The organism is Pseudomonas sp. HP_12, from assembly GCF_055283955.1.
This window is the reverse complement of record NZ_JBTOQG010000031.1, coordinates 1-26,904: the sequence shown is the minus strand read 5'-3', so window position 1 is coordinate 26,904 and position 26,904 is coordinate 1. Positions and strand designations below refer to the sequence as shown.

The window sequence follows — 26,904 nt, the reverse complement described above, 5'->3', positions numbered from 1 at the left end:
GGTTTCGCGGAGTGGGCCGAGCCGCATGGATGCGGCGAGAGCGCCGTCAGGACATGGATGTCCGTTCGGCGCGGGCCCACGGAGCGGGACCGGAGTGAAGGAACCCCGACGCAGGAGGGGCCCAACCAGGAGCACAAGCCCTTGGTTACTTGGGGCTTTATCAAGTAACTCGCCGAAGGCGAAACAGTCTGCCCCCAGGCCGACGCTCTTGATCTCCCCTCAGCCCCCTCCAAATCGATGCCGCGCGGGGTTTTTCAGCCACAGCTGGAGTTCAGCCTCAGCCTGTTCCAGCGCGGTGCGGTTGAGCAGGCGGCGGAGCAGGGCGACGTTGACGGCGCGGGCGCGGAGGTTGAAGGCGGTGCTGCGTTCGCCGGCCGCATCGGGCTGATAGACGCCGAGCTTTTCGTACAGCTGCTGCAGCCGGTTCTGCACGCTGCGCAGCGACAGGTTGCGGCGGGTGGCGATGGTGCGGTCGGTGAGGCCCAGGGCGATGTCCTGCAGCACTTCGTATTCGCCATCACTCAGCCCGGACAACTGATCGTGGGCCTTGAGCTGCACGCCGCGAATCTCGCGGTCGATCACGCACTGCTGCTCGATGAACAGCCCCCGCAAGGCCAGTCGCAAGCGCTCTTCCGACGCGGTCTTGAGGATGTAACCGTAGGCCGCCCCCTGGGGCACGATCCGCGCGATGCCCCGCACGTAGGCCTCGTCCGAGTAATTCGACCAGAACAGAATCGACGTGTCCGGCTGCTGCCGCCAGATCGTCTTGGCCGCTTCGACGCCGGTGCGGCACGGCATCTGCAGGTCCATCACCACGGCATCTACCGGGCTCTCGCTGAACAACCGCTCGCCGATCTGGCCGTCTTCGGCCTCCAGTAAACGCGTGCATTCCGGCAGGGCCACTTCGATGACTTCGCGCAGGAACGCCCGGTGCACCGGGTCGTCTTCGATCAACAGGATTTGCATGGCACCTCCGTTTCAACGGACGGCGCAGGCTCAACGACAAGCAGCAGATCCGCCAGCGGCAGGCACACCCGGACCCGGGTGCCGCGCTCATAGGGCCCGCGTTCGATAAACAACTGCGCCGCCATCAGTTGCGCGCGCACCTGCATGTTCTGAATGCCGCCGCTGTTGAACCGGTGGCCGACGTCCAGCCCAATGCCGTCATCGTCGATGGTCAGCTGCAACAGGCCGCCTGTGTGGCTGATGTGGATGACGATGCTGTCGGGCATGGCGTGCTTGATCGCGTTGTTCACCGCTTCCTGGATGATGCGGAACACCGCGACCTTCACCGACTCCGGCAAGCGATCGCCCATGCCGTCGGTGCTGTCCTGCAGACGCGTTTCGATGCTCAGGCCGCTGTCTCGGACGCTGCGCCGCAACAGGTCTTCAACGCCTTCTTCGAAGCCGAACAACTGCAGCACCGTCGGCTTCACTGCATCAATGAGCTGCCGCAACTCCTGCATGCTGTCCTTGAGGGCGCGTGATATCCCGCGCAAGTCCTCGCCCGGCACGCTGGGGAGGGTTTGCAGGCGGGCGATGCGCCGGTGCAGGCGGGTCATGTCGGCGAGGGTCTGGTCGTGCAAGTCCATGCCGACCCGCTGCCGTTCACGCTCCAGTTCCTCAGTCAAGCGCAGCGCGCCCTGGCGCAGGCCTTCCTCCCGGGCACGCACCTGGGCTTCGGCGATGGCCAGTTGTTTGGCCTGTTCGGTCTGGCGCAGGGCGTACACGTAGGAGGCCAACAGGTCGGCAACGTGCTGGGTGTGGCGCACGTCATCCAGGGTGTAGAAATGCTCGGTGTGTTTCGAGCAGCTCAGCGCACCGATGATTTCACCCCGGGCGCGCAAGGGCACGTGCAGGCGACTGCGCAGACGGGCGTCGAAAATAGGGTGGTTGGCGGCGCCGGGGAAGGCGAAACGTGCGTCGTTCATGGCGTCGTGGGTCAGCAGAAACGCCTGCTCCCCTAACAGCACCGCTCGAATGGGGCTGGTGTGCACCGGCATCGGTTGAGCGACATCGCCCCACAGCGTGTGCACGCCGCTTTCATAGGTGATGTGCTCGCGGCCGTCGAGGATAAACAGGCACACGTCGAGGTGGTCGTGGGGCAGGATCGGGCTGATTTCCCGGGAGACGGCGTCGATCATCGACTGGAAATCCAGCTGGCCGGCGAGGGCGCGGGAAATACCGAGAAAATGGTGCAGCACGTCTTCGGCAAGGGTGTGCGGTCGCTGTGCCATGGGCTTCAACCTGTTTTTATTGTATGGATCGAGCGCTGTTTGCAAATGAACACTGTTTGTCAGTGAGCAGGGGGCAGCCCGGTCATTATGGCCCCTGTGCGCTAAAAAGAACGCAGGATCCTGCAGGTCGCTTGCGGGATCCCGCATCAGGTCTGCACGATTGACCGCTGACGCTCCGCGCCGGCAAGTGCAGACTCGCCGCGTACTGTTCGTAATAAGGTGCGACCGACGCCGTCGGCCACCCTGCAGCCCCCATAAAAATAACAAGGGTTCAACTATGAAAAGTCGTCGTCATCCGCTACGCCGTTCATTGCTCTGTGCCGCACTGGCCGTGGCGCCCCTGATGGCCCTGCCCGTCGCATCCCACGCCGATACTTCCGACAAGAAGATCGCGCTCTCCAACAATTACGCCGGCAACTCCTGGCGCCAACTGATGCTCGCCAGCTGGCAGCAGACCACCGACAAAGCCGTCAAGGATGGCCTGATCGCGTCGGCTGACAGTTTCACCACGGCGGAAAACCAGGCTACCGAGCAAGCCGCGCAAATCCAGAACCTGATCCTTCAGGGCTATGACGCCATCGTCATCAATGCCTCGTCGCCGACGGCGCTCAACGGCGCGGTGAAACAGGCCTGCGACGCCGGCATCATCGTCGTCTCCTTCGACGGCACCGTCTCCGAGCCTTGCGCCTACCGCATCTCCATGGACTTCAAACAGACCGGCATCGAGCAGATGGATTACCTGTCCGAGCGCTTCCCCCAGGGCGGCAACGTCCTGGAAGTGCGCGGCCTGGCCGGCGTGTCGGTGGACGAGCGCATTCACTCCGGCATCACCGCCGGCGCGCAGAAACACCCGAACCTGAAAGTGATCGGCGAAGTGAACGGCAACTGGTCACCGACCGTGGCACAGAAAGCCGTTTCCGGCGTGCTGCCGAGCCTGCCGAAAGTCGACGCCGTGGTGACCCAGGGCGGTGAAGGCGTCGGCATTGCCCAGGCCTTTGTCGCGGCAGGCCGTCCGTTGCCGGCGATCATCTTCGGCAACCGCGAAGAAGAACTGACCTGGTGGAAAAAGCAAAGCGACGCCCAGGGCTATCAGAGCTTCTCGATCAGCAGCGGGCCGAGCATTTCCAGCCTGGCGTTCTATGTCGCGCAGCAGTTGCTCGACGGCAAGCAGATGCCCCATGACCTGCTGTCGCCAGCGGTCACCGTCACCCAGCAGACCCTCGACGCCAGCCTGAAGGACCTGCCCAAAGGCGGGATCGTCAGCGAGACCTACCGCGTCGACGACGTCGCCAAGCTCAAGCCCGCCGCTTCCCTGTGAGCTTTTCCATTTGAGCACCGCGGGCCGCGCTGCCTGCGGCCCGCCAAGGAATTCTGACCATGAACGCAAATGGACCTGTGCGGGTGGCCTTCGTCGGCGCCGGTAAATCGTTCGGCGCCGTGCGTGCCCTGAGTGACGTCGACCTGAGCGTGCGCGCCGGCGAATGCCTGGGCCTGATCGGCCACAACGGCGCGGGCAAATCGACCCTGATGCAAGTGCTCGCCGGCACCCTGGCCGCCGATTGCGGCCAGTTATTGATCGAAGGCCGCGACCTGCGCGAAGGCTATTCAGTACAAGTGGCGCGTCAGCACGGCATTCGCTGCGTGTTCCAGGAACTGTCGCTGTGCCCGAACCTCAACGTGGCAGAGAACACCCGGCTGATGTCGCCGGCTCTGCGCGGCTTCGGCTGGCGGCGTCGGGCCGGTGCGCTGGTCGAAGCGATGCTCGAGCAGATTTTTCCCGGCCACGGAATCGACGCCGATGACATCGTCGCTGACCTGTCCATCGGCAAGCGGCAGATGGTGGAAATAGCCCGGGCGTTCATCAACGTCGATGAGCGCCTTGATCTGATCATCCTCGACGAACCCACCTCATCCCTCGACGCGCGGGTCGCCGAGCAGCTGTTGCGCCATGTGCGGCGTTTCGTCGAGGGCGGCGGCAGCATCGTGCTGATCAGCCACATCCTCGGCGAAATGCTCGGCACCTGTGACCGCATCGCGGTGATGCGTGACGGCAGAATCGTTGAAACCCGCGCGGCCCGAGACTTCACCCACGATTCGCTGGTGGAAGTCATGGGCGGCACGGCACGGGAACAAGCGCAGGCGATACAGGATTTCGCCTCCCGACGTGAGCAGGGCAGCCCGCGGGTGCAACAGCGTCCGGCGCGACAAACCGATGAGCGCTCGGTGCAGGCGTTTGCCGGTGAGATCGTCGGGCTGTCCGGGCTGGCCGGGCACGGCCAGAGCCAGTTGCTGACCCAAGTGCTGCGCGACTGCATCAAGCGCGGCACCGGCGCCAGTTTCGTCGCCGGCGACCGCCAGACCGACGGCGTGTTTGCGCTGTGGTCCATCGGCGAAAACATCACCATCGGCTCCCTCAACCAGCTCAAGCGCGGCCTGCTGTTGAACCCCGACGCCGAGCAGGCCATGGCCGATGACTGGATGAAGCGTATGAGCATTCGCACCCCGGACATGGGCAATCCGATCCTGTCGCTGTCCGGCGGCAACCAGCAAAAAGCCTTGTTTGCCCGGGCTCTGGCGTCTGACAGCCAGATAATCCTGATGGACGACCCCATGCGTGGCGTCGACGTTGGCACCAAGCGCGAGGTGTATTCGATTCTGATGGAGGAGGCGGGCCGCGGCCGCACGTTCATCTGGTACACCACCGAACTGGAAGAGCTGACCTATTGCGATCACGTGTATGTCTTCCGCGACGGCCAGACCGTGCTCGACATGCCGCGCAGCGAACTGAGCGAGGAGCGCATCCTGCGCAGCTCCTTCGCCGAGGAAACCCCATGAATGCCCCGCTGAATTCCGTTGCCCGCGCACCCGTCGCGACGCGCAACAACGCCGCGCGCCGTGCCCGCATGCTCCGCGCCGCTTTGCCGGCGGTGTCGCTGGTGGTCTTGCTGGCGACCATTTTCATCATGCAACCCCGGGCCATGAGCTACATGGGCCTGAACCTGATGCTCAACCTGGCGGTGCCGATTGCCCTGGCAACCATCGCGCAGATGCTGATCATCAGCGTCAACGACCTGGATCTGTCCATGGGCAGTTTCATCAGCTTCGTCGCCTGCGTGGCCGTGACGCTGCTCGATCAACACCCGTTCCTCGGCTGGCTGGCGCTGGCCGGGTGCGTCGGTGTGTATGCGCTGCTCGGTGCGTTGATTCACAGCCGCAACCTGCCGTCGATTGTCGTCACCCTGGGCATGTCGTTCATCTGGGTGGGTGGCGCGATTCTGCTGTTGCCGTCACCGGGCGGGACGGCGCCGCAGTGGCTGCAAGCGCTGGTGCGGATCAAGCCACCGCTGATTCCGCTGGCGATTATCGTGTGCATCGTGCTCGGGCTGGCCATGCACTTTTTCCTGATGCGCTCCACCGTCGGGGTGGTGTTGCGTGGCGCCGGCGGCAATCCGCTGGCGATCGCCAAGGCCGGCTGGTCGCTGCTGCGCATCAAAGTGGCGATGTACGCCATGGCCGGGGGTTTCGGCGTGTTGTCGGGGTTGTTTCTGGTGGGGCTGACCACCTCGGCCGACGCCAACGTGGCGTTGCGTTACACCCTGTTGTCCATCGCCGGGGTGATTCTTGGCGGCGGCGAATTCGTCGGCGGGCGGGTGTCGCCCATGGGCGCGGTGCTCGGCGCGCTGACTCTGGTGCTGGCCGGCTCGCTGCTGTCGTTCATCCGCATTTCGCCTGACTGGCAGATCGGTGCCCAGGGCGCGATTCTGATTTTCGTGCTGGCGCTGCGTGCGGCGGTCAATCGTCTGGAGGTACGCCCGCTATGAGCACTTCAACTATTGCAGCGCTGCGCGGCAAGCCATGGCTGTGGTCATTCCTCGCCGCGTTATTGATCTGGGTGGCGACCCTGGTGTTCACCGGCGGGCAGGGCGCAGGCGCTTTACTGTCTGGCGCGCTGGCGTTCTCGACCTTCTTCGCGATCGTCGGCATCGGCCAGATGTTCGTCATCAGCACGGGGCCCGGCAACATCGACCTGTCGATTCCGGCCAACATCGCCCTCAGCGGGGCGCTGGGTATGAAGCTCATGGACGGCCAGGATGCGAACATCTGGCTGGGCGTGATCGGCGTGCTGGGCATTGGTGTGCTGGTGGGCTGCGGCAATTTCGCGTTGATCCGCCTGCTGCGCATTCCGCCCATCATTGCGACGCTGTCGGCCAGCTTCATCCTGCAATCACTGGCCATCGCCTATGGTCGCAGCGTGCGGGTGCCGCCGCCGGACAGTTTCTACACCTTCGCCACCAGCCGCGTGTTCGGCGTGCCGTATCTGGCCCTCGTGGTGATCGCCGTGGCGGTGCTCATGGGCTACGTGCTGACCCGCACCCGCTACGGTCGCTCGGTGCTGGCCATCGGACAAAACGCCCGCGCCGCTGAACTGGCCGGGATTCGGGTTGGCCGCATGCGCTTCGTCACCTACGTGCTCTGTGCGGTGTTCGGCAGCCTCTGCGGCCTAACCCTGGCCGGGTTTTCCGGCGGTGCGTCGCTGGGCATGGGCGAGGAATACCTGCTGGCCTCCATCGCCGTCGTGGTGATCGGCGGCACCTCCGTGGCCGGCGGGTTTTCCAACGTGCCCGGCATCTGGGGCGCGTCGCTGTTCCTTTACCTGCTGGTGAGCATGCTCAACACCTTCGGCGCCAGTGCCGGGGTGCGGCTGATCCTCACCGGCTTGATCATCATCGCGGTGATTACCGCTGTCAGCGGCCGCAAACATGCCCGCGCCTGAATTAAGGATCGAACCTGTGTCCGACGACCTCTACGAGTGCCATGACAAGCGTTTCCACCGCCTGATCCTGCCCAACACCCAGCTCGAACGCCTGTATGACCAGTGCCGCTGGGCCGAAGGGCCGGTGTGGTTCAACGACGGCGGGTATCTGTTGTGGAGCGACATCCCCAACCAGCGCATGTTGCGCTGGACCCCGGAGCAGGGCGTGTCGACGTTCCGCACCCCGTCGAATTTCGCCAACGGCAACACCCGCGATTTATTGGGACGGCTGATCACCTGCGAGCACGGCACCCGCAGCGTGACCCGCACCGAACCGGACGGCTCTATCACTGTGCTGGCCGAGCGCTTTGAAGGCAAACGGCTGAATTCGCCGAATGATGTGGTGGTGCACCGCGACGGCGCCGTGTGGTTCACCGATCCGAGCTACGGCATCCTCACCGATTACGAGGGCTATCAGGCCGACGAAGAGCAGCCGGGCCGCCACGTCTACCGCATCGACCCGGACAGCGGCGAGATCGCCTGCATGGCCAACGACTTCGTGCAGCCCAACGGCCTGGCGTTCTCCCCGGACGGGCAGACCCTGTACATCGCCGATTCCGGTCGCTCCCACGATCCTGACGGCCCCCACCACATCCGCGCGTTCGAGGTCATCAATGGGCGTGAGCTGGGGCAGTCGCGGGTGTTCGCGGTGATTGAGCCGGGCGTGCCGGACGGCATGCGCGTGGATGTGCAGGGCAATATCTGGACCAGCGCCGGCGATGGCGTTCAATGCTTCGCCGCCGACGGCACCTTGCTGGGCAAGATCCGCCTGCCGGAGAAGGTCGCCAACCTGACCTTCGGCGGGCCGCGCCGCAACCGCCTGTTCATCGCCGCGAACACGTCGTTGTACTCGGTGTACGTGGCGGTGGCGGGGGCTCAGGTGCCCTGACTGATGGTTGGATGGCGCGCAGCGTTTTGCGCTGCGCGCCCAGTCCTTAGAGTTTGAAACGACCGACCACGGTGCGCAGTTCGCCGGCCAGCAGCGACAGTTCGTCCGCCGTTACCGCGTTGTCCTCGATGCCTTCCATCAGCATGAACGTGCCGTTGCGGATCTCGGTGACGTTGCGGTTGATGTCCTCGGACACGGCGTGCTGTTGAACGGCAGCGCTGGCAATCTGGGTGTTCATGCCGACGATCGATTCCACGCCTTCGTTGATCGCGTTCAGGCTAGAGGACGTCTGATCGGCCGACGTCAGGCAATCCTGCGCCCGGTCCTTGCCCGCTTTCATCTGCTCTACGGCGGCGCTGGTCGCCAGTTGCAATTGCTGGATGATCCGCTGGATTTCGGCGGTGGAGTTTTGCGTGCGCGAAGCCAGGGTTCTGACTTCATCCGCGACCACGGCAAAGCCACGGCCTTGCTCGCCGGCACGGGCGGCTTCGATGGCGGCGTTGAGGGCCAGCAGGTTGGTCTGGTCGGCGATGTTGCGGATCACTTCAATGACGCCGCCGATCTCCTGGCTGTGCAGCGCGAGCGCCGCGACCTTTTGCGCGCTGAGGTCGACTTCGCCGGCCAGCGCCTCGATGGTCTGGCGGGTCTGCTGCATCACGCCCAGGCCTTTGCCGGACGCCTGACTGGCCTGTTCCGCCGCACGCGCCGCGCCCTCGGTGTTCTGGGCAACGTCGGCGACACTGGCGGTCATTTCGTTGATGGCCGTGGCAACCTGTTCGGTTTCCCCTTGCTGGGCGTTCATCGACACCTTGGCGCGGTCGATGGATACGCTCAGGCGAGTTGCTGCGTCGGACACCGAACTCGAACTGCGCTCGACCTGAGCGAGGGATTCACCGAAGGCCTGGACCATGTGGTTCAAACCGGTGCCGATGTCGGCCATTTCGTCTTTGCCGGCGACGTTGACCCGTGCGGTGAGATCGCCTTGGGCGATGCGGCGGGTGGCGCTCAACATGTCTTCCATGGCCCGACGCATGGCGCTGTAGATCCCGCTGAAGGCATAGATCAGCAGCAGGCCGGCAATGGCGAACATGGCCAGCATGGCGGTGCGTTCGGCCGACTTGTCCTTGACCCGTTGCTCCAGCACGGCGGACAGCGCGGCTTGCAAAGCGTCCTGCGCCTTGTACAGCTCGGCGACCACAGCGTTGCCTTTGGCCGGCAGGCCCTGCATGCCGGTGATGGTGTTTTGCGAGGAGCCGATCAAGGTTTCCAGGTCGGTGCGAAAGCTGTCCAGGCTCGAAAGCCCGCTGCTGACGGGGGACTGGATGCGCTCGGCGAGGGCCGGTTCCTGACGACGCAGCAGATTGAGGCTCTGCAGCAACTCCTGGCGAATCTGGGCTTCTTGCTTGAGCAGCGATTTAATCGTGCCACGGGTGGCGTCTGTCAGCGGCTGGCCTTCATGCAGGCCGCTGGCCAAACCACGCAACTGGCCGACCACGTTGATCTGGCGCGGCAGACGCAGGGTGCTTTGGTCGATCAGGAACAGCGAGGCGTAGTCTTCGTCGAGGACCATTCCGGAGGTGGCGGAGATGAAATAGATGAAATTCAGCGTTTGAGTCATCTGATCGCTCCAGGCGTCAAACAGGGTCGCCTGATCGGCCCCGGTTTTGGTCTGGCTGATCAACCCTTCGGCCCCGGAGCGCAAGCGTTGTACGCGATCTCCGGTTTCAAGCCCCGCACCGAGCTGGCGGTCGGTAGTTTCCAGTTTGGAGTACGCATCCAGCAGTTTGGCCTGGTTGGCGGCGAGGTCAGGCTGGGCTGTTTGATCCCCGCTGAGCAGGCGGTTGGTCAATGCTCGTTGCAGCATCGACAGGCGCAGTACCGGGGTGACATCCATCAGATAGCGCTGGCCGACTTGTTCGGAATGGATGTTATCGATGCTGGTCGTGAGTTGATGCAGCAGGCGCGCGCCGAGCAGGGCCAGCGGCAAAAGCACAATGATGGCCAGCACCGCGAATTTGGCGGGAAAGCGCAGGCGGTTGGTCAGGTACACGGCAGGGGCAAGAATATTCATACGGTTCTCACAGCCCCGGAGTGGGGCGATTGGGTTGTCGTCGGTGAGAATGGTCCTTTTCTCAGGCTTGAGTGGAATTGACGGCGTTTTCGGCGCAAGCCCTAAGGCTGCCCGTTTCGCTCTTGTCCCTCTGTCGGCCCGGATCGTATTAACTTTATAAATAGTTGTACAACATTATATATTTGTACAATTCTGGAACTGAAGCGATTAAGTAGTGTCTTTGTGATATCACTCTATTGCTCTCAGCCGAACTCTCTCTACATGTCCGTGCTCGTTGTTAACGACCTTCCGTCGCGATTCCGTTCTGGCAATAGTGGCCATGAGATATCATTCAACACGTATTTTTGGAATGGAGGGCGCACGCCATGATCGGTTCGCTTGAAATTGAGCAGAAGCGCCTGTCCGCGGTTCACGCTTTGCAATGGCTGGAAACCGCCCATAGTGAGGATTTCGACCGCCTGTGTCGCCTTGCTGCTGCGCACTTTCGCGTGCCGACGGCGCTGGTCTCGCTGGTGGAAAAAGACCGTCAGTGGTTTCCCGGTCGAGTGGGTTTCGAACCCAGCCAGACGCCCATAGAGCAGTCGTTTTGTCGCTACACCATCCAGAACCCCGGGATCATGGTGGTTCAGGACGCCCAACTCGATCCGCGCTTTTCCCACAACCCGCTGGTCACGGCGCCGGGTGGCATTCGTTTCTATGCCGGTGCGCCGTTATGCAACCAGCACGGCGATGTGCTCGGCAGTTTTTGCCTGATCGACCAGGTGCCCCGTACGCTGGAATCCAATGAACTGGCAGCCCTTGAAGATTTCGCTCAGTTGGTCATGGGGCAGGTCGAGCAATGTCAGCTGATGCGCTACCGTCACCCTGTCAGCCGCTTGCCGAATTTGCAGCAGTTCCTGCTCGATACGCAGGGCTTTGCGGTGACCGGGAGCGAGGTGCGATTGATGGTGGTGATCCGCATCCAGCCGGTGGCGAGTGCGGCCGATCTCAGCGTGAGCAGTCATCTGGATGCGCAGCAGTCGCGCTGCGATATGGCCAACTCCCTGCGCCGACGTCTGGATGGTATCGCCGAGCTTTACCATGTCAGCGAACTGGATTTCTGCCTGCAGGTGAGCTGCGACCGGCTTCGCCGGGACGATTTGATTCGCATGCTACTGGCGCTGATTACCGAGCCTTTCCCGCACCAACAGGTGGCGGTGGGGCTGGCGTGCTGTGATGACGGTGAACATTCCGCCTCGACGCTCATGGGCAAAGCGACCCACGCGGCGGGGAGGGCGGTTTATCGACAGGTGCCGTGGGCGGCCTATGACGAAGCCGAGGATTGCGCCCAGCGTCGCGCGCTGACGCTGCTTGGTGAACTCGGCGAATCGCTGATCAGCGGCGACATCTATCTGGAGTACCAGCCACGCTTCAGCCTGCAGGATGGCCGCCTGCTCAGCGTCGAGGCGTTGATTCGCTGGACCCATCCGATGCTGGGCAAGATCTGGCCAAGCGAATTCATTCCGTTGGTCGAGAGCGCCGGCAGGATCAGCACGGTGACGCGCTGGGTGATCGATCGCGCGCTGACCGACCTTAGCGGCTGGATCGACGAAGAGGTGCGCCTGTCCCTCAATCTGTCGCCGCTGGACTTCGCCGACATGGACATCGCCTTGACGCTGCAAAGCGCCTGCGACCAACACGGCGTGCATCCCTCACGGCTGGAAGTCGAGATCACCGAAGGCGAGTGGATCCGTGCCGACAAACGCGTCATCGCGCAGCTCACCCGAATCCGCGAGCTGGGCGTTGACGTGGCCATCGATGATTTCGGCGCAGGCTACAGTAACTTTGCCTACCTGCATGAGATTCCGGCCAACATCCTCAAGCTGGACAAATCCCTGGTCACCGACCTTGAGAGCAACCCGCGCAACCGCATCATCGCTCGATCCGTGCTGCACCTGGCCGGCGAGTTGGGCTATCGCACCGTGGCGGAAGGTGTCGAGACGTTCCGTTGCATGAGCCTGGTGAGGGATTTCGGCTGCGAGGAGGCCCAAGGGTATTTCCTGAGCCGGCCGCTTAAGCTGCAGCAGCTCAAACAGCAGTGCGAGAACATTGCGCTGACGTTCACGCCTGAACCGTCGAACGCGCAGGTTTATGCGGATCTGACTGATGCGGATCAGGTGATAGAAGCGGCGTGACGCCTGACGCCTTCCCGGCTAAAGCCGGTCCTACGGTCGAGGTCCTCGCTGGATGCACGCGCTGCTTTTAGTGGGACCGGCTTCAGCCGGGAGGAGGCAATTACATCCTCTGCATCTTCAGCGGCAGAGACGCTGCCTTCGCGAGCAAGCTCGCCCCCACCTGTTCATCATCGACCCGTGATCTCGGCCACGCTGAAGAACCTGTGGGAGTGAGCCTGCTCACGAATAGGCTTATTCCTGGCTAAAGCCAGTCCGACTCGCTAGACGCGATTACTCGCCCGATACCGGCGTCGGCTGGATGATTTCGACCCAGTAACCATCCGGGTCCTTGATGAAGGCCAGGCTTTTCATGCGGCCGTCGGTCAGGCGTTTCTGGAAATCCACGCCCAGTTCTTCGAAGCGCGCGCAGGCAGCCTTCACATCCGGCACCGAGATGCAGATGTGACCGAAGCCGCGCGGGTCGGTGTTGCCGTTGTGGTAGGAAAACGCAGGGTCTTTTTCGGTGCCGTGGTTGTGGGTCAGTTCGAGCACGCCGGGGATGCCTTTCATCCAGACGTTGCGCGCAGCATCGTCCTGCGGAATCTGCGCTTTATCCACCAGCGCCAGGAAGTACAGGCTGAATTCCGCTTCCGGGAAGTCGCGCTTTTCCACCAGGCTGAAACCCAGCACGCGGGTGTAGAAGTCCAGGGACGCGGTGGCGTCCTTGACGCGCAACATGGTGTGGTTGAACACGAATTGTGCGGTCGAGGCGTCCGGGGTGGCCGTGACGCCGGGGAAGGTGTTCAGGTCGTGCAGACTCATGGTTGTCTCCGGGTTAACGCTAAAAAGTTGCGTAATGATACGGGCTCATGGCCGATGCGCCAAACCGAAGGCGCATAAAGCGCGGCTTTCGACTTGTAGGCGATGGATGACCGGCTCACACTTCGCGGCTCGACCTTCAGGTACCGCCCATGCATCTCTCATTGCGCCCATGCGCCCGCGTTGCTTTCTGTTTCGTGCTGATGATTCCGGGCGTCGCGTCGTCGGCTGACGCCATGATCATCTGGCCCGAGGGCTGGGAAGTGGAAGCCCTGCCCCAACCGCCGGCGAGCGAGGGTCAGCCCGCCGTGCAAATACGACAGCGTGCGGTTAAAAACGATCAGAACGGTGATCCGGCCATGGTGGTCGAGCTGACCCAGACGCAGCTGCAGCCCGGTCACTCGGTCAACGTGCAGAGCGTTCTGCTGGAAATGCGCAAGGCGGTGCAGGTCAATTTTGCGCGCGGTGGCTTCCAAAGCGTTTGCACGCACATGAAGGACAGCACGCTGAGCGACATCCCCGCCATGGAGACCACGTGCACGATTACCCAGAACGGCAATCACGTCATGACCCAGACGCTGGTGGCGGCGGCCAGTCCGCAGTTGGCGTGGTCGTTGTCGTATGCCGGTTCGGCGGAAGGCTACGCAGCCCATAAAAACGAAGTGTTGCAGATCAGGAATGGCCTGCGCCTGGGATCGGCGCCTTAGGTCGAGGCGGGGGTTTACACAAATCACGGGCATAAAGAAGCCCGCCGAAGCGGGCATTGGGGCACTAATCCTTTAGTAGCCTCCATCCTGTACAAGCCGGTGTGAAAAAAATGTGAAGCTTGCGAGCCGTTGGGCCGCAGAAGAGAAATTTATCTGTTGATGCATGAAGGCTCATAGCCAGCTTCGCCGCGCACACTGGCCATACTTAGTGGAATTAACAAGCGGAAAATCATCGGCAATTGAGCATGCTATAAGCCTGCCGCCTATTGAAAGCGATATATCACACTAATACGAATCTGTTCAGCTAATTGTCAGGTTGAATATTCAACGCTGGTGCTACACCAGCACTCATTATCTAAACTGCCTAAGACTTCGCTCGCAATCATCCGCGTTTAAAGCACTTGTATCACTGCGACATCCCTACACTTTCAGAGAAGCCCTGCGAGCAGAGCTTCTTCTCGACACTGCAAGGGATACAGGACTAGCGGCCGCGCAACCAGGAATCAACGGTTTCGGCACCGTATTGTATTTTCCAGTTTTTCAAACCGCGATGGTTGCCGCCTTTGGTCTCGATGACTTCACCGGTGTGCGGGTTTTGATAGACTTTGACGACCCGCGGGCGGCGGCGTTTCGGGGCCGCTGGCGCGAGGGTGGAAGCACCGGTGTGAGGGTCGAGGATCGCGATGATGTCGCGCAAGGTCTTGTCATACGTGCTCATCAGGGCCTGCAGCTGCTGCTCGAACTCGATTTCCTTCTTCAGTCCGGCGTCGTTCTTCAGATACTCCAGCTGGGCCAGCTGCTCCTGAAGGGCTTTTTCTGCTGCGCGAAATTCGGCAAGTCTGGACAAAATGATACTCCGGCAATTAATGGCTGTTGTCAGCTCAATGCAAGCAACAATGCGAGTAACAAGGACGCGCATCTGGGTCTGCTGCTGTTGGTTTCACCACTTTCTACCGTGTCCTTGACATCAGGATCAGCCGTCGACACTAACTTCATGAGCATGAAGGTGGGTATCAATACGGGGTAGTTCAGTTGCGGCGCGAGTAAATAATGCACGTTTTTTACGCGTTGTAAAATAGGGGGTGACTAATTGTTAAGTGAAAGATCCCGGCGACGATAAGCCGGTCTGACAAAAAAACAATAATAGTCGCAAACCGTTGTAAGTCATTTCTTATACTTTAGCGCTATCGGAAACTATGCCGTCCTAGAGCCCTTGCTGCAGCGCCGGATCGTCGGCGTTGAGCTGCTCCAGTTCAGCCAGCAGCACCTGCACTTTTTGCAGCTGCCCGGCCTCGGTCCAGTAGCGAATCAGCAGAATCCTCGCGCGACGGTCGGCGGGTGCGCGCTGAAGAATGTCCTCCAGCTGACGCTGCGCGGCTTCGAGCTGATCCAGATCGTGAAGCGCGACGGCGAGGTCGTAGCGGTAACCGGTGTTGTCCGGTTCCAGTTCAATGGCTCGGGTCAGCGGGAGCAGGGCGTATTCATTTTGTTTATGACGCAGCAGCCATTGGCCGAGCGCGTGTTGCGCCAGGGACGACTGGGGCTGTTTCTCCAGCCACTGGGCAAGCAACTGGCGCGAGCGATCGGCCTGGCCCTGGCGGTCGAGCACCTGCACCAGCGCCAGCCCGGTCTCGAGGTTGTCCGGTTCCAGTTTTGCGGCCAGTTCCAGCGCATCGATCGCCTTTTGCGGGGTGCCGTTGTTGAGGTAGAGCTGCGCGAGCGCGAGCTGACGTTGCCCGCTCGGCGGCTGGGCACTCAATGCCTGCTCATACTGTTGAGCCGCCTCCTGCAACGCCCCGTAATACAGGCCCAATTCATCCGGGCCCAACGGCAGCAAGGCGCGCACCGCACTGAAGCGCACCTCATCGTCGCCATCGTCCAGCAGCGGGCCGATCAGCGTGCTGCGTTGTTCCTCCGGCAGCATGGCCGACACCGTCTGGATGGCCGCCTGCTGAACCAGCGGCGCGGGGCGCTTGAGATCGCCGCGCAGAATTTTCAGCGCCTGGGGCCCCGGGTAATTAACCAGCTCGGCGAGTAGACCGGCACGGCGAATATCGGACAGGTCGGTGCGACTGAATTGCTGATACAGCACACGCGCGGCGCCGGGCTTGCCGCCATGGGCCTGCTCCAGTGCTTCGGCGTAGCTGTGATTGACCTGCGGTGCGGCTGGAGGCGCGTGCCAGTTTCGCACCAGCATCGCCATGGCGATGATCAGCAGCAACAGCGCCAGCGCAATTGCCACCTGCCAGCGACGTCGAGCCTTGAGCTGGGCGGGTGTGCGCCGGGAAGACGATTCAGACATATCGGTTTCCGTGTTTGCGTGTGCAGCAGCTTCGGGGAGAGACCGCCGAGTGTCAAACGCTGTGGGGATGGATTCGGCCCCTGGGCGCTCGCAGGAGATTTCTTCAGTCCAGAAAAAAGCCCCGAACCTTGTGGGTCCGAGGCTGTTTCAGGGCGGCAGATCAGGGCTACAGAACGGCCGCCGGTTGAGCGATCCCGCTGTTCAACCTGTGACGTCAGGCATTCGGCTGCCAGCCACCGCCAAGGGCTTTGTAGATGGCAACGATGCCGCGGTACAGATCGATTTCAGCCAGGGCCTGGCTGTCTTCGGCGGCCAGACGTTCGCGTTCGGCGTCCAGCAGGACGAGGAAGTCCGCCGTGCCTTCGCGGTACTGGATGTTCGCCAGATTCGCTGCCGAACGGCTGGCTTCACTCTGCCGTACCAACGACACCAGACGCTGCTGACGCTTGTCGTAGTCGCTGAACGCGTTTTCGGTTTCCTCCAGGGCCAACAGCACTTGCTGCTCGTAGTTGGCCAGCGCGCCTTCGGCATCGGCGTTAGCGCCACGAATCCGCGCCCTCACGCTGCCCAGGTCAAACGCCGCCCAGGTGATGCTCGGGCCGAGGCCCCACGCCTGAGCCGCTCCGGAACCGATCTGCGAACCACGGCTGGCCGTGAAACCCAGGAAACCGCTCAACCTGACCCGTGGGAACAGGTCGGCGGTCTGCACGCCGATTCGCGCGGTCTGCGCCGCCAGTTGCCGCTCGGCACTGCGCACGTCCGGACGGTTTTCCAGCAGTTTGGTCGGATCACCGATCGGCAGGGCCTTGGAAATCGCCGGCAGTTTGGCCGGGGCGAGGGTCACGGTCATGGCGTCCGGACGTTCGCCGAGCAGGGTGGCGATGCGGTTGCGTTCGCGCACCTGCTCCGCCTGAAGCTGCGGAATGGTGGCTTCCACCGCCGCCAGACGCGCGTCGGAACGGACCACGTCGAGTTCATTGCCCACGCCTTCGTCGCGCAGCTGGGCGGTCACCCGGCGAGAGTCCTGCTGGTTTTTCAGGTTGTCCCGGGCAATGTTCTCGCGCAATTGGGCGCCACGCAACTGACCGTAAGCGTCGACCAGTTCGGCGATCATCGTTACCTGCAGCTGATAGAGGTTGGCCTCGGCAGCTTGTTGATCGGCGTCACTGGCTTCCAGCTCGCGCTGGATGCGGCCGAACAGGTCCAGCTCCCAGGCCATGTCCAGGCCCAGGTCGTAACGTTCCTGATTGACCCGGTGCTCGGTTTCACCCGGCACCTGAGCGCGGCCGACCTGGCTGCTGGCGCGACTGGTCACCACCGGCATGGCGTCATTGCTGATGTCGTCCCGGATCGCACGGGACGCTTTCAGACGGGCGAAGGCGACGCGCAACTCGCGGTTACCCTGCAGCGATTCGGCGACCAGTTTGTTCAGGGTCGGGTCGTCGAACTGCTGCCACCAGACGGTCTCGATGTGGCTGCGGTCATAGGCCCGCTGGGTGGCGGCCTGAATGTTGGCCGCCGCGGTTTCCGGCTTCTTGTAGTCCGGGCCGACGGCACAGGCCGCCAGCGCCAGCACCAGCAGGCTCGGCAGAAAGAGTTTTGCAGCCTTCATCAATGAGCCTCCGCAGCGTTGTTCTGGATGCGTTGCGCCTTGGCGGCCTTGCGAGCCTCTTTGCGTCCAACGTAGTTACGAATCAGTACATAGAACACCGGCGTCAACAGCAGACCGAAGAAGGTCACGCCGAGCATCCCGGAGAACACCGCCACGCCCATGGCATGACGCATTTCGGCACCGGCGCCGCTGGACAGCACCAGCGGAACCACGCCCATGATGAACGCGAAGGAGGTCATCAGGATCGGCCGCAGACGCAGACGGCAGGCTTCAAGCACAGCTTCCAGCGGGGTCTTGCCCTTGTCCTGCTCATCCTTGGCGAACTCGACGATCAGAATGGCGTTCTTGCACGCCAGGCCTACCAGTACGATCAGGCCGATCTGGGTGAAGATGTTGTTGTCGCTCCCGGCAATGATCACACCGGCAATGGCCGACAGCAGGGTCATCGGTACGATCAGGATCACCGCCAGCGGCAGGCTCCAGCTTTCATACAGCGCAGCCAGTACCAGGAACGCCAGCAGCACGCAGAGCGGGAAGACCAGCAGTGCCGTGTTGCCCGACAGGATCTGTTGGTAGGTCAGGTCGGTCCACTCGTAGGTCATGCCGTTGGGCAGTTCTTCCTTGAGCAGTTTTTCCATCGCCGCCTGCGCCTGACCCGAGCTGAAACCCGGACCAGCCGCGCCGTTGATCTCGGCGGTGATGAAGCCGTTGTAGTGCATGACGCGGTCCGGTCCCGAGGTGTTGGTGACTTTCAGCAGCGTCGCCAGCGGGATCATCTCGCCGCGGTTGTTGCGCACTTTCAACTGACCGATCTGTTCAGCGTCCTGACGGAACTGCTGCTCGGCCTGCACGTTGACCTGATAGGTCCGGCCGAAACGGTTGAAGTCGTTGGCGTAAAGCGAACCCAGGTAAACCTGCAGGGTGTCGAAGATGTCGCTGATCGGCACACCGAGGGTCTTGGCTTTTTCGCGGTCGATGGCGGCATCGACCTGGGGCACGTTCACCGTGTAGCTGGTGAACAGCGCAGCCAGTTCCGGCACGCTGCGGCTCTTGCCGATGATGTTCATCGTCTCTTTGTACAGCTCGTCGTAACCCAGGTTGCCACGGTCTTCGATCTGCAGACGGAAACCGCCGATCGTGCCCAGCCCCTGTACCGGCGGCGGCGGGAAGATCGCCATGTAGGCTTCCTGAATGCCCGCATATTTGCCGTTGAGGGCACCGGCGATGGCACCGGCTGACTCGTCGGCCGCCTTGCGTTCTTCGAACGGCTTGAGCGTGACGAAGACGATGCCGGAGTTCGGGCTGTTGGTGAAACCGTTGATCGACAGGCCCGGGAAGGCCACGGCGCTTTCAACGCCCGGTTGCTTCAGCGCGATGTCGGACATGCGCTTGATCACGTCTTCGGTGCGGTCCAGGCTCGCGGCGTCCGGCAATTGCGCGAAGGCCACCAGGTACTGTTTATCCTGGGCCGGGACGAAACCGGTCGGCGTGGTGGAGAAACCCAGCCAGGTCATGACGATCAGGCCGGCGTACACCACCAGTGCCACCCCGCTGACGCGAATCACCCGACCCACCGTGCTCACATAACCGTTACTGGCCTTGACGAAGAACCGGTTGAACGGTCGGAACAGCCAGGCGCCGAACAGTTTGTCGAGGAAGCGCGAGAAGCCATCCTTCGGCGCGTCGTGAGCGCGCAGCAATACGGCAGCCAGCGCGGGCGACAGGGTCAGGGAGTTGAAGGCCGAGATCACCGTCGAGATGGCGATGGTCAACGCAAACTGTTTATAGAATTGCCCGGTCAGCCCGGAGATGAACGCCGCCGGGATGAACACCGCACACAGCACCAGCGCCGTTGCGATGATCGGGCCGGTCACTTCGCGCATGGCGATCTGTGTGGCTTCCATCGGCTGATGGCCAAGCTCGATGTTCCGCTCGACGTTCTCCACCACCACGATGGCGTCGTCCACGACGATGCCGATGGCCAGTACCAGTCCGAACAGCGACAGCGCGTTGAGGGAGAAGCCGAACAGGTGCATGACCGCAAAAGTACCGATCAGCGACACCGGCACGGCGGCCAGCGGGATGATCGACGCACGCCAGGTCTGCAGGAACAGGATCACCACGAGTACGACGAGGATCAGCGCTTCGAACAGGGTGTGAACCACTGCTTCGATGGAGCCGCGCACGAAGATCGTCGGGTCATAGACGATGCTGTAGTCCATGCCTTCCGGGAAGCTCTTCTTCAGCAGGTCCATTTCGCCGCGCACTTCGTTGGAAATGTCGATGGCGTTGGAGCCTGGCCGCTGGAAGATCGGGATCGCGACCGCTGGCTGATTGTTCAGCAACGAACGCAGGGCGTACTGGCTGGAGCCCAGCTCGACGCGGGCGATGTCTTTGACCCGTGTGATTTCGCCGTTGTCGCCGGCGCGAACGATGATGTTTTCGAACTCTTCTTCGGTAACCAGACGGCCCTGGGTGTTGATCGACATCTGGAAGCTGGTGGCGCTCGGGGAGGGCGGTGCGCCCAGTTGACCGGCGGCGACCTGGCGGTTCTGTTCGCGAATGGCGTTGACTACGTCGGTCGCGGTGATGTTGCGCGACGCAGTCTTGTTCGGATCCAGCCAGACCCGCAGCGAGTAGTCGCCCATGCCGAACAGCTGCACGTCGCCGACACCGTTCAGGCGCGCCAGCTCATCCTTGATGTTGAGGACCGCGTAGTTCGACAGATACAGCATGTCGTAGCGCTGATCCGGCGAGGTCAAGTGGACCACCATCGTCAGGTCAGGCGACGCTTTGTCGACGGTGATACCGATGCGCGTCACTTCTTCCGGCAGCTTCGGCTCGGTCCGGGTGACCCGGTTCTGCACCTGCACCTGCGCGGTGTCGAGGTTGGTCCCCAGCGCGAAGGTGATGGTCAGGGTCAGCTTGCCGTCAGCGGTGGCCTGGGAGGACATGTAGAGCATGCCTTCCACGCCAGTGATCGCCTGTTCCAGTGGCGCGGCGACGGTTTCGCCGATCACTTTCGGGTTGGCACCGGGGAAGTTGGCGCGCACGACAACGGTCGGCGGCACGACTTCCGGGTATTCACTGATCGGCAGCTGGAACAGCGAGATCGCGCCGGCGATCAGGATCAGCAGCGAGAGCACCGCCGCGAAGATCGGTCGCGTGATAAAGAACTTGGAGAAATTCATCGTGTGTGTCCCTTAACCGCGTGGCGTGGCGGAAGCAGCCACCTTGGCGTCCAGCTTCGGCTGGGCCTTGGGTGTGTTGCTGGCTTCGAGCGCCTGGCGTTGTTGTTGCAGTGCGGTGAGTGTTTCGGCGCTGGCCATCGGCGTGTCTTGCGGGTCAACCGGCGACCCCGGACGCACGCGCTGCAGACCGGTGACGACGATGCGGTCGTCTTTGCCCAGGCCGCTGCGCACGATGCGCAAGCCCTCAAGCTTCGGCCCCAGCTCGACGCTGCGGTAGATCGCCTTGTTGTCCTTGTCGACCACCAGCACGAATTTCTTGCCCAGGTCGGTGCCGACCGCTTCGTCCTTGATCAGCATGGCCGAGTAGGTGCCGCTGCCGACCAGCTTCAGGCGTGCGTACAGGCCCGGGGTGTATTCGCCCTTGCTGTTGTCGAACACGGCGCGGCCACGGATGGTGCCGGTGCGCGGATTGACCTGGTTATCGACGAAGTTCATCTGACCCAGGTGCGGGTTTTCCGCCTCGTTGGACAGGCCCATGTACACCGGCGTGGTCGCGCCGCGCTTGCCGTCGCGGGCCAGCTGGTTGTACTTGAGGAACACGCGCTCGTCGGCGTCGAAGTAGGCGTAGACCTTGTCGGTCGAGACCAGGCTGGTGAGGATGGTCTGGTCGGCCGTGACGATGTTGCCGGCGGTGATTTCGGCGCGGCTCACCCGGCCGGTGATCGGCGCAGTGACGCGGGTGAAGCTCAGGTTCAGGCGCGCCAGATCAAGCTGTGCCTGGATAGCGGCAACGGCCGCTTTGGATTCCTGGGCGGTGGTGGTGCGCGAATCGGCGAGTTCGGCGGAGATCGCGTTGTTGGTGCGCAGGCGTTCGCCACGCTGGGCTTCATTGGTGCTGCGCTGGGCAGCGGCCTTGGACTGCTGCAGTTGCGCTTCCAGACGATGCACTTCCGCTTCGAACGGGCGCGGGTCGATCTGGAACAGCAGGTCGCCTTTTTTGACCAGCTCGCCGTCAGTGAAAGCCACCGAATCGATCTGGCCTGAAACACGCGGGCGCACCTGAACGGTTTCCGGCGATTCGAGGCGGGCGGTGACTTCGTCCCACTCGTTGACCGGTTGCTCGATCACCTTGGCCACGTTGACCTTCGCCGCCGCCGGCGCAACGGTCGCTTCAGGCGTCCGGCCGCACGCGCTGATGACCACAAGGGTCAACGCGGCGAGGGGATAGCGCAAAGGAGTTAAAGACTGAAGCATGGGAGAATCCGCCGATGTTATTGAGATGGGCGGATAATGTTCTCGGGGGTGTTATTGCACGAATCGAATGACGCGAAGGTAACTATCAGTCGTAATGATGTTCGGCGTAATAAAAGGTCTGCAATCGATTTGTCGCACCGTCCTGATGCGCTTCAATATAAATCCATTATCTTGGGTCTTATGTGCGTTAAACCAAGATAAGCCCCATTTAAATGGATTTATGTATGTTGAGCTTGAGGGTGGTCTGACTCATACTTGCTCGCGTCACAGGCACACAGGCCACTCACGCTCATGTTGGATTTAAGCTTCAGCAAGCCCGATGAAATCGTCGATCGCCTCTGCGCCCGGTTACGCGCCGAGCGCCTTGCGCTGCAGATGACCCAGGCCGACGTCGCCAGCCGCGCCGGCGTAGGCGTCAATACCGTTTCAAATCTCGAAGCCGGGCGCAATGTCAGCTTCGAAAATCTGGTCCGCGTGGCCATGGTCCTCGGCCGAACCAAGGAGCTGGAAGGGCTGTTCATGCCCAGGCTCGACAGCCTGGATGACATTCGCCGCTACGAGGCCGCTGCCGAGCGCCAACGTATAAGGAAGTCGGGCGATGCTTGAGCAGGTCGAGGTGTATTACAACGGCTGGGACGAGCGCTGGCTGTGGGGTACGTTAGTGTCGACGACGGCCATCACCGGGCGTCCGCAGATTGTTTTCGAGTACAGCGACGAGGCCCGGTCCAGGGGCCTGGAACTGTCGGGTTACACGCTGCCGCTGGAGGGTCCGCGCCTGCGCCGTGGCTTCGCCGCCCACCAACTCGGTCTGCCGGGGCCGGTCTACGACGCGTTGCCGGATGGTTGGGGGATGCTGCTGATGGACCGCTTGTTCAGGCGTCGTCAGCTCAATGCGGCGCGCATCGGACCGCTGGAGCGGCTGGCCTACATCGGGAATACGGCCATGGGTGCAATGTCATTCGAGCCTGTCGCGCCCGAGGGACTGGAGCCCCAGGCCCATGTGCCCATCGAGTTGCTGGCCGCCGAGATTCAGGAAGTGGTCCAGGGTGACGGCGGAGAATTCCTGCACACGCTGATGCGGGTCGGCGGCTCGCCCCAGGGGACGCGACCCAAGGCGCTGGTCTACCGCGATCCCGAAACAGGCGCCTTCACCACCGCCGCGACACCGGGTTTCGAAGCCTGGCTGATCAAGTTTCCGGCCAAAGGCGAACACGCTGAGGTCTGCGCTATCGAGATGGTCTATGCCCAGTGCCTGCGTCTGTGTGGCATCAAGACGCCTGACACTCAGCATTTCATCTTGCCCGATGGCCTGGCGGCGTTCGCCAGCCGACGCTTCGACCGGATCCAGGGCAAGCGAGTGCCGATGCAAAGCCTCGCCGCGTTCACCGGCGCGGACTACACCTCGCCGGGATCGCTGGACTACGTCAACTTCCTGCGCGCGACGCAACTCTGCACCAACGACGTCCGCGAGAAAACCATCGCCTTCGAGCGTGCCGTGTTCAATGTCGCGTTCAACAACCGCGACGATCATCCGAAGAACTTTGCCTACCTCATGTCGGCGTCCGGCAGCTGGACATTGGCGCCGGCCTACGACGTGACCTTTTGCGAGGGGCCGGGGGGATATCACCAGATGGACGTGCTGGGTGAGGCGCTGTCGATTGACCGTAAAGCGATGCTCCGGCTCGCCGAAGAGGCCGAGGTGTCAGCGGAGAAAGCGGGCGGGATGATTGACGGGATTTGTGATGTTGCGACTCAGTTCGCCGCGATCGCCGAACAGACCCGCCCGGGGCTTATCACGCCGGAAACCCTGGCGATGCTTCAGGCACGGATTGATGAAAACGTCGCGTTATTGCGCGGATAAATAGTCCACTCGACATCAGCTTTCCGGTGTGATGTCTGACGCTTTCCCGGCTGAAGCCGGTCCCACTGGGATGCACGGTGCTTTTAGTGGGACCGGCTTCAGCCGGGAAGAGGCCGGCATGAACACCCTCACGTTTGCAGCGTGACCAGTGATGCATTCCCGGCATAAGCCCGTCCTGCCAGGTAGGCCCTTTAAGAGCCGGTCACGAGCGCGTGGCCGCCACAATCAGCAGCATCGGCCGGTGAATTTCGTCAGCCAGGGCGGGGCGGTCGATGAGGTCCTGGGCCGAAGGTCCCCATTCGTTGACATGGTTGAGGGTAAATCCGCTGGCGATGAGCAGGTTGAGCAGCGTGCCCATTGTGCGGTGTTGTTTGATGACCCCGGGACTCAGCCAGTCAGTGCTTCGCGGGCCTTCCACCTGGTAATGATCCACCGGCCAGACTTTGCGGCCCTGGGAGTCGACGACCCACTGCGGCTGCAAGGACGCCATGAACACCGGGTGCTCGATGGAAAACACCAGACGGCCACCGGGGATCAATGCGTCATGGATGCGGCGCAGCAACGCGCCCAGGTCAACAATGTAATGAAACGCCAGCGAGCTGAACGCCAGGCTGAAACGCGCCAATGGGAGCTGCACATGCTCCAGGTCTTCCCGCCGGTAACTGATGCGTTCATGGTGGCCTGCTTCAATGGCCCGCTGCAGCATCATTTCCGAGAGGTCCAGGCCGAGCACGCTGCTGGCACCGTGCTCGGCTGCCCAGCGCGAAAACCAGCCGTAGCCGCAGCCCAGATCCAGCACGTCGTGGTCTTGCAGATCAGGGAGCAGCGCGCGTAATGCCGGCCATTCCGGCGCGCCGGCCAAGCCTTCGATGGAGCGAGACAGCTGGCTGTAGCCCTCAAAGAAATCCGGGTTGTCGTAAATGTTCTGCGCCATATTTTCCTCACCTGTCCATTGCTCACATTCAACACGCCGGCAGCCGTCGACGCCATCCCCCTGATACACCGTCACGTCCGGCCGATTTTGCCACTCTAGCCGGGAACGACTATTCAACAGCGGTTAAACAGTCTGTGGCTGGGCAGACAGACTCGCATATCCGGCGCCGCTATGGCCCGGTATTAAATGACCTTTTTCCAAGGCCTCACCCGAAGATTAGCCGTGGCATGTTCGCTGCATTGCACAGAGGGAACACGCGGTATCAAAGGTCCGCAAAACGAGGCAAGCGCCGGATGAGCAGCGTATGAATAAAGGAGTCAGCGCAGTGCCCAAGCAACTGCATGTCAATCTGTTCGAAATGAACTGCGTCAGCCACATCGTCCACGGTTTATGGGTGCACCCGGACAACAACCGGCATCGCTTCAATGATCTGGACTACTGGACGGAGCTCGCTCAGTTGCTGGAATACGGCACCTTCGACGGGGTGTTTCTGGCGGACGTGATCGGCACGTACGATGCGTTTCGTGACGGTCCGGAAACGGCGTTGCGCGAAGCCATGCAGATCCCCAGCAACGACCCGCTGCTGGTGATTCCGGCCATGGCCGCCGTGACCAAAAACCTCGGATTCGGTGCGACGTTTTCCACCACCTACGAGCCGCCATTCGCCTTCGCCCGGCGCATGAGCACCCTCGACCATCTGACCAAGGGGCGGGTGGGCTGGAACATCGTCACCTCCTACCTGCCCAATGCCGCGCGCAACTTCGGCCACGACACGGAAGTGGTTCACGACCACCGCTACGAGATCGCCGACGAGTACCTGGACGTGCTGTACAAACTCTGGGAGGGCTCCTGGGACGACGACTCGGTGATCCAGGACCGTGAGCGGCGGATCTACACCGACCCGAGCAAAGTGCGCTACATCGATCACGTCGGGGAGCATTTCAAAGTCGCCGGCCCGCATCTCTGTCAGCCGTCGCGACAGCGCACACCGGTGCTGTACCAGGCCACCGGTTCGCCAGCAGGCATGGAGTTCGCCGGGCGGCATGCTGAAGTGGTGTTCACCGGCGGCATGGACACGGCGGCGGTGCGCGGGAATATCGAGGCCATGCGCCAAAAAGCCCTTGCTCACGAGCGTGATCCCGCCGGCCTGAAATTCATCGTCATGGCCGGCGTAATCGTGGGCCGCACCGATGCGGAGGTCAGCCAGAAGCTCGACGACTACCGCACATTAATGAGCGTCGAGGCGTCACTGGCCCATGCACAAATGGCAGTGGACCTCACCGCGTACCCGCGCGACACGCTGATCAGCGAGCTGATCGAACGCGAGGTCAAAGGCTGGCAAAGCCTATCCCGCTTCAAACCCCACCTGCGGGTGGGTGACGTACTCGGTCAGCTGGAAGGTTTCAACCGCGAACGCTTCTTTGTGGCTGGCACACCGACGGTGGTCGCTGACGAAATCGAAAAATGGCTCGACGTCGATGGCATCGACGGCATCAACTTGCGCCAGTACCTGTCCTTTGAAACGGCCCGCGACTTCATCGAACTGGTCATCCCGGAATTGCGCCGCCGGGGTCGTTTCCGTGAGTCCTACACCGAAGGCGAAACCCTGCGCGAACGCCTCTTCGGCGCGGGGCAGTCACGCCTGCCCAACGACCACTTCGGCGCCCGCTACCGCGACCCGGCCGCATTGAGTCACCCGGCGAAGCCGTTGCGGTTTCCGGGGTGACCGTTCCATGCGCGACCCGAGTGAATCGGATACCGCATTCGCGAGCAAGCTCGCTCCCACAAAAGCAGCGCTGCGTCCCGAAAAATACCGGCGCCTGAACTGGCCTCTTCCTGGCTAAAGCCAGTCCTACAAAAGCACGCGTACAGTCAGTGGGACCGGCTTCAGCCGGGAAGCCGTTGATCTGCTTTTGATCTGCGTACACAAAAAGTCCAAGCGACGCCAATCGCGACTTGGGTGCAGGCCGAACGCAGACGACGCGCAGTGGGCCGAGCCGCATGGATGCGGCGAGAGCGCCGTCAGGACATGGATGTCCGTTCGGCGCGGGCCCACGGAGC

Annotated in this window: 20 protein-coding genes and 1 pseudogene; 10 read left to right on the top strand and 11 right to left on the bottom strand. The window is 62.3% G+C overall.

Annotation, left to right across the window (positions count from 1 at the left end):
* Positions 1-219: 219 nt before the first annotated feature.
* Together ACYASU_RS18410 and ACYASU_RS18405 are read right to left on the bottom strand one after the other, a co-directional pair.
* Positions 220-966 carry a response regulator transcription factor gene (locus ACYASU_RS18410; RefSeq protein ID WP_192173609.1) on the bottom strand — a complete coding sequence of 249 codons (747 nt, stop codon included), beginning with the start codon at positions 964-966 and terminating at the stop codon, positions 220-222.
* Complete coding sequence (locus tag ACYASU_RS18405; protein WP_463583626.1) at positions 951-2,237, bottom strand: GAF domain-containing sensor histidine kinase; 1,287 nt, start codon at positions 2,235-2,237, stop codon at positions 951-953. Before ACYASU_RS18405 ends, ACYASU_RS18410 begins: the two co-directional genes overlap by 16 nt.
* A 277-nt stretch (positions 2,238-2,514) precedes the next feature.
* On the opposite strand from ACYASU_RS18405, the gene ACYASU_RS18400 reads away from it, so the two are divergent.
* The 5 genes from ACYASU_RS18400 to ACYASU_RS18380 are packed head-to-tail and all read left to right on the top strand — an operon-like array spanning position 2,515 to position 7,939.
* Positions 2,515-3,555, top strand: coding sequence for a substrate-binding domain-containing protein (locus ACYASU_RS18400; RefSeq protein WP_463583625.1), 1,041 nt, complete (start codon positions 2,515-2,517; stop codon positions 3,553-3,555).
* A gap of 59 nt (positions 3,556-3,614) precedes the next feature.
* Positions 3,615-5,072 carry a sugar ABC transporter ATP-binding protein gene (locus ACYASU_RS18395; protein ID WP_463583624.1) on the top strand — a complete coding sequence of 486 codons (1,458 nt, stop codon included), beginning with the start codon at positions 3,615-3,617 and terminating at the stop codon, positions 5,070-5,072.
* Positions 5,069-6,058 carry an ABC transporter permease gene (locus ACYASU_RS18390; RefSeq protein ID WP_083233150.1) on the top strand — a complete coding sequence of 330 codons (990 nt, stop codon included), beginning with the start codon at positions 5,069-5,071 and terminating at the stop codon, positions 6,056-6,058. The genes ACYASU_RS18395 and ACYASU_RS18390 overlap by 4 nt, the downstream gene beginning before the upstream one ends.
* Positions 6,055-7,011, top strand: coding sequence for an ABC transporter permease (locus tag ACYASU_RS18385; protein WP_463583623.1), 957 nt, complete (start codon positions 6,055-6,057; stop codon positions 7,009-7,011). The genes ACYASU_RS18390 and ACYASU_RS18385 overlap by 4 nt, the downstream gene beginning before the upstream one ends.
* Before the next feature lie 16 nt (positions 7,012-7,027).
* On the top strand, positions 7,028-7,939 hold the full coding sequence (locus ACYASU_RS18380; protein WP_282373467.1) for an SMP-30/gluconolactonase/LRE family protein: 912 nt from the start codon (positions 7,028-7,030) through the stop codon (positions 7,937-7,939).
* 46 nt (positions 7,940-7,985) lie between these two features.
* Here the strand turns inward: ACYASU_RS18380 and ACYASU_RS18375 are convergent, their stop codons facing one another.
* Positions 7,986-8,690: a methyl-accepting chemotaxis protein gene (locus ACYASU_RS18375; protein WP_446731164.1), complete on the bottom strand. Its 705-nt coding sequence runs from the start codon at positions 8,688-8,690 to the stop codon at positions 7,986-7,988.
* 159 nt (positions 8,691-8,849) lie between these two features.
* Positions 8,850-8,960 (bottom strand): annotated as a pseudogene (locus ACYASU_RS18370) (HAMP domain-containing protein); the annotation flags it as partial.
* 1,415 nt (positions 8,961-10,375) lie between these two features.
* Here ACYASU_RS18370 and ACYASU_RS18365 point away from each other — a divergent pair.
* Positions 10,376-12,184 carry a sensor domain-containing diguanylate cyclase gene (locus ACYASU_RS18365; RefSeq protein ID WP_463583622.1) on the top strand — a complete coding sequence of 603 codons (1,809 nt, stop codon included), beginning with the start codon at positions 10,376-10,378 and terminating at the stop codon, positions 12,182-12,184.
* Between the two features lie 270 nt (positions 12,185-12,454).
* On the opposite strand, the gene gloA is transcribed toward ACYASU_RS18365, so the two are convergent.
* Positions 12,455-12,985 (bottom strand): lactoylglutathione lyase, encoded by a 531-nt coding sequence (gene gloA / locus ACYASU_RS18360; protein ID WP_192173618.1) that lies wholly within the window; start codon positions 12,983-12,985, stop codon positions 12,455-12,457.
* Positions 12,986-13,185: 200 nt separating this feature from the next.
* Between gloA and ACYASU_RS18355 the strand changes: the two genes are divergently transcribed.
* The gene (locus tag ACYASU_RS18355) at positions 13,186-13,689 is read left to right on the top strand and encodes a DUF4946 domain-containing protein (protein WP_282373182.1); all 504 of its coding nucleotides are present in this window, start codon (positions 13,186-13,188) and stop codon (positions 13,687-13,689) included.
* A 481-nt stretch (positions 13,690-14,170) separates the two neighbouring features.
* Here the strand turns inward: ACYASU_RS18355 and ACYASU_RS18350 are convergent, their stop codons facing one another.
* The 5 genes from ACYASU_RS18350 to mexE all read right to left on the bottom strand — a co-directional run bounded on the left by ACYASU_RS18350 (position 14,171) and on the right by mexE (position 22,048).
* Positions 14,171-14,536, bottom strand: a complete 366-nt coding sequence (locus ACYASU_RS18350; protein ID WP_192173688.1) for a histone-like nucleoid-structuring protein, MvaT/MvaU family — start codon at positions 14,534-14,536, stop codon at positions 14,171-14,173.
* 357 nt (positions 14,537-14,893) lie between these two features.
* Positions 14,894-15,991, bottom strand: coding sequence for a tetratricopeptide repeat protein (locus ACYASU_RS18345; protein WP_463583621.1), 1,098 nt, complete (start codon positions 15,989-15,991; stop codon positions 14,894-14,896).
* A gap of 214 nt (positions 15,992-16,205) precedes the next feature.
* Positions 16,206-17,603: an efflux transporter outer membrane subunit gene (locus ACYASU_RS18340; RefSeq protein WP_463583620.1), complete on the bottom strand. Its 1,398-nt coding sequence runs from the start codon at positions 17,601-17,603 to the stop codon at positions 16,206-16,208.
* A complete protein-coding gene (locus ACYASU_RS18335) occupies positions 17,603-20,794 on the bottom strand; it encodes an efflux RND transporter permease subunit (RefSeq protein WP_463583619.1) in 3,192 nt (1,063 codons plus the stop codon). Before ACYASU_RS18335 ends, ACYASU_RS18340 begins: the two co-directional genes overlap by 1 nt.
* A gap of 12 nt (positions 20,795-20,806) precedes the next feature.
* Positions 20,807-22,048, bottom strand: coding sequence for a multidrug efflux RND transporter periplasmic adaptor subunit MexE (gene mexE / locus ACYASU_RS18330; RefSeq protein ID WP_192173623.1), 1,242 nt, complete (start codon positions 22,046-22,048; stop codon positions 20,807-20,809).
* A gap of 291 nt (positions 22,049-22,339) precedes the next feature.
* Here mexE and ACYASU_RS18325 point away from each other — a divergent pair, with 291 nt between their 5' ends.
* Positions 22,340-22,654 carry a helix-turn-helix domain-containing protein gene (locus tag ACYASU_RS18325; protein ID WP_192173624.1) on the top strand — a complete coding sequence of 105 codons (315 nt, stop codon included), beginning with the start codon at positions 22,340-22,342 and terminating at the stop codon, positions 22,652-22,654.
* Positions 22,647-23,909: a type II toxin-antitoxin system HipA family toxin gene (locus tag ACYASU_RS18320; RefSeq protein WP_463583618.1), complete on the top strand. Its 1,263-nt coding sequence runs from the start codon at positions 22,647-22,649 to the stop codon at positions 23,907-23,909. Before ACYASU_RS18325 ends, ACYASU_RS18320 begins: the two co-directional genes overlap by 8 nt.
* A 202-nt stretch (positions 23,910-24,111) precedes the next feature.
* Here the strand turns inward: ACYASU_RS18320 and ACYASU_RS18315 are convergent, their stop codons facing one another.
* Entirely contained in the window at positions 24,112-24,843 is a 732-nt protein-coding gene (locus tag ACYASU_RS18315; RefSeq protein ID WP_463583617.1) for a class I SAM-dependent methyltransferase, read from the bottom strand.
* A gap of 325 nt (positions 24,844-25,168) precedes the next feature.
* Between ACYASU_RS18315 and ACYASU_RS18310 the strand changes: the two genes are divergently transcribed.
* On the top strand, positions 25,169-26,569 hold the full coding sequence (locus ACYASU_RS18310; RefSeq protein ID WP_463583627.1) for an LLM class flavin-dependent oxidoreductase: 1,401 nt from the start codon (positions 25,169-25,171) through the stop codon (positions 26,567-26,569).
* Positions 26,570-26,904: the final 335 nt, after the last annotated feature.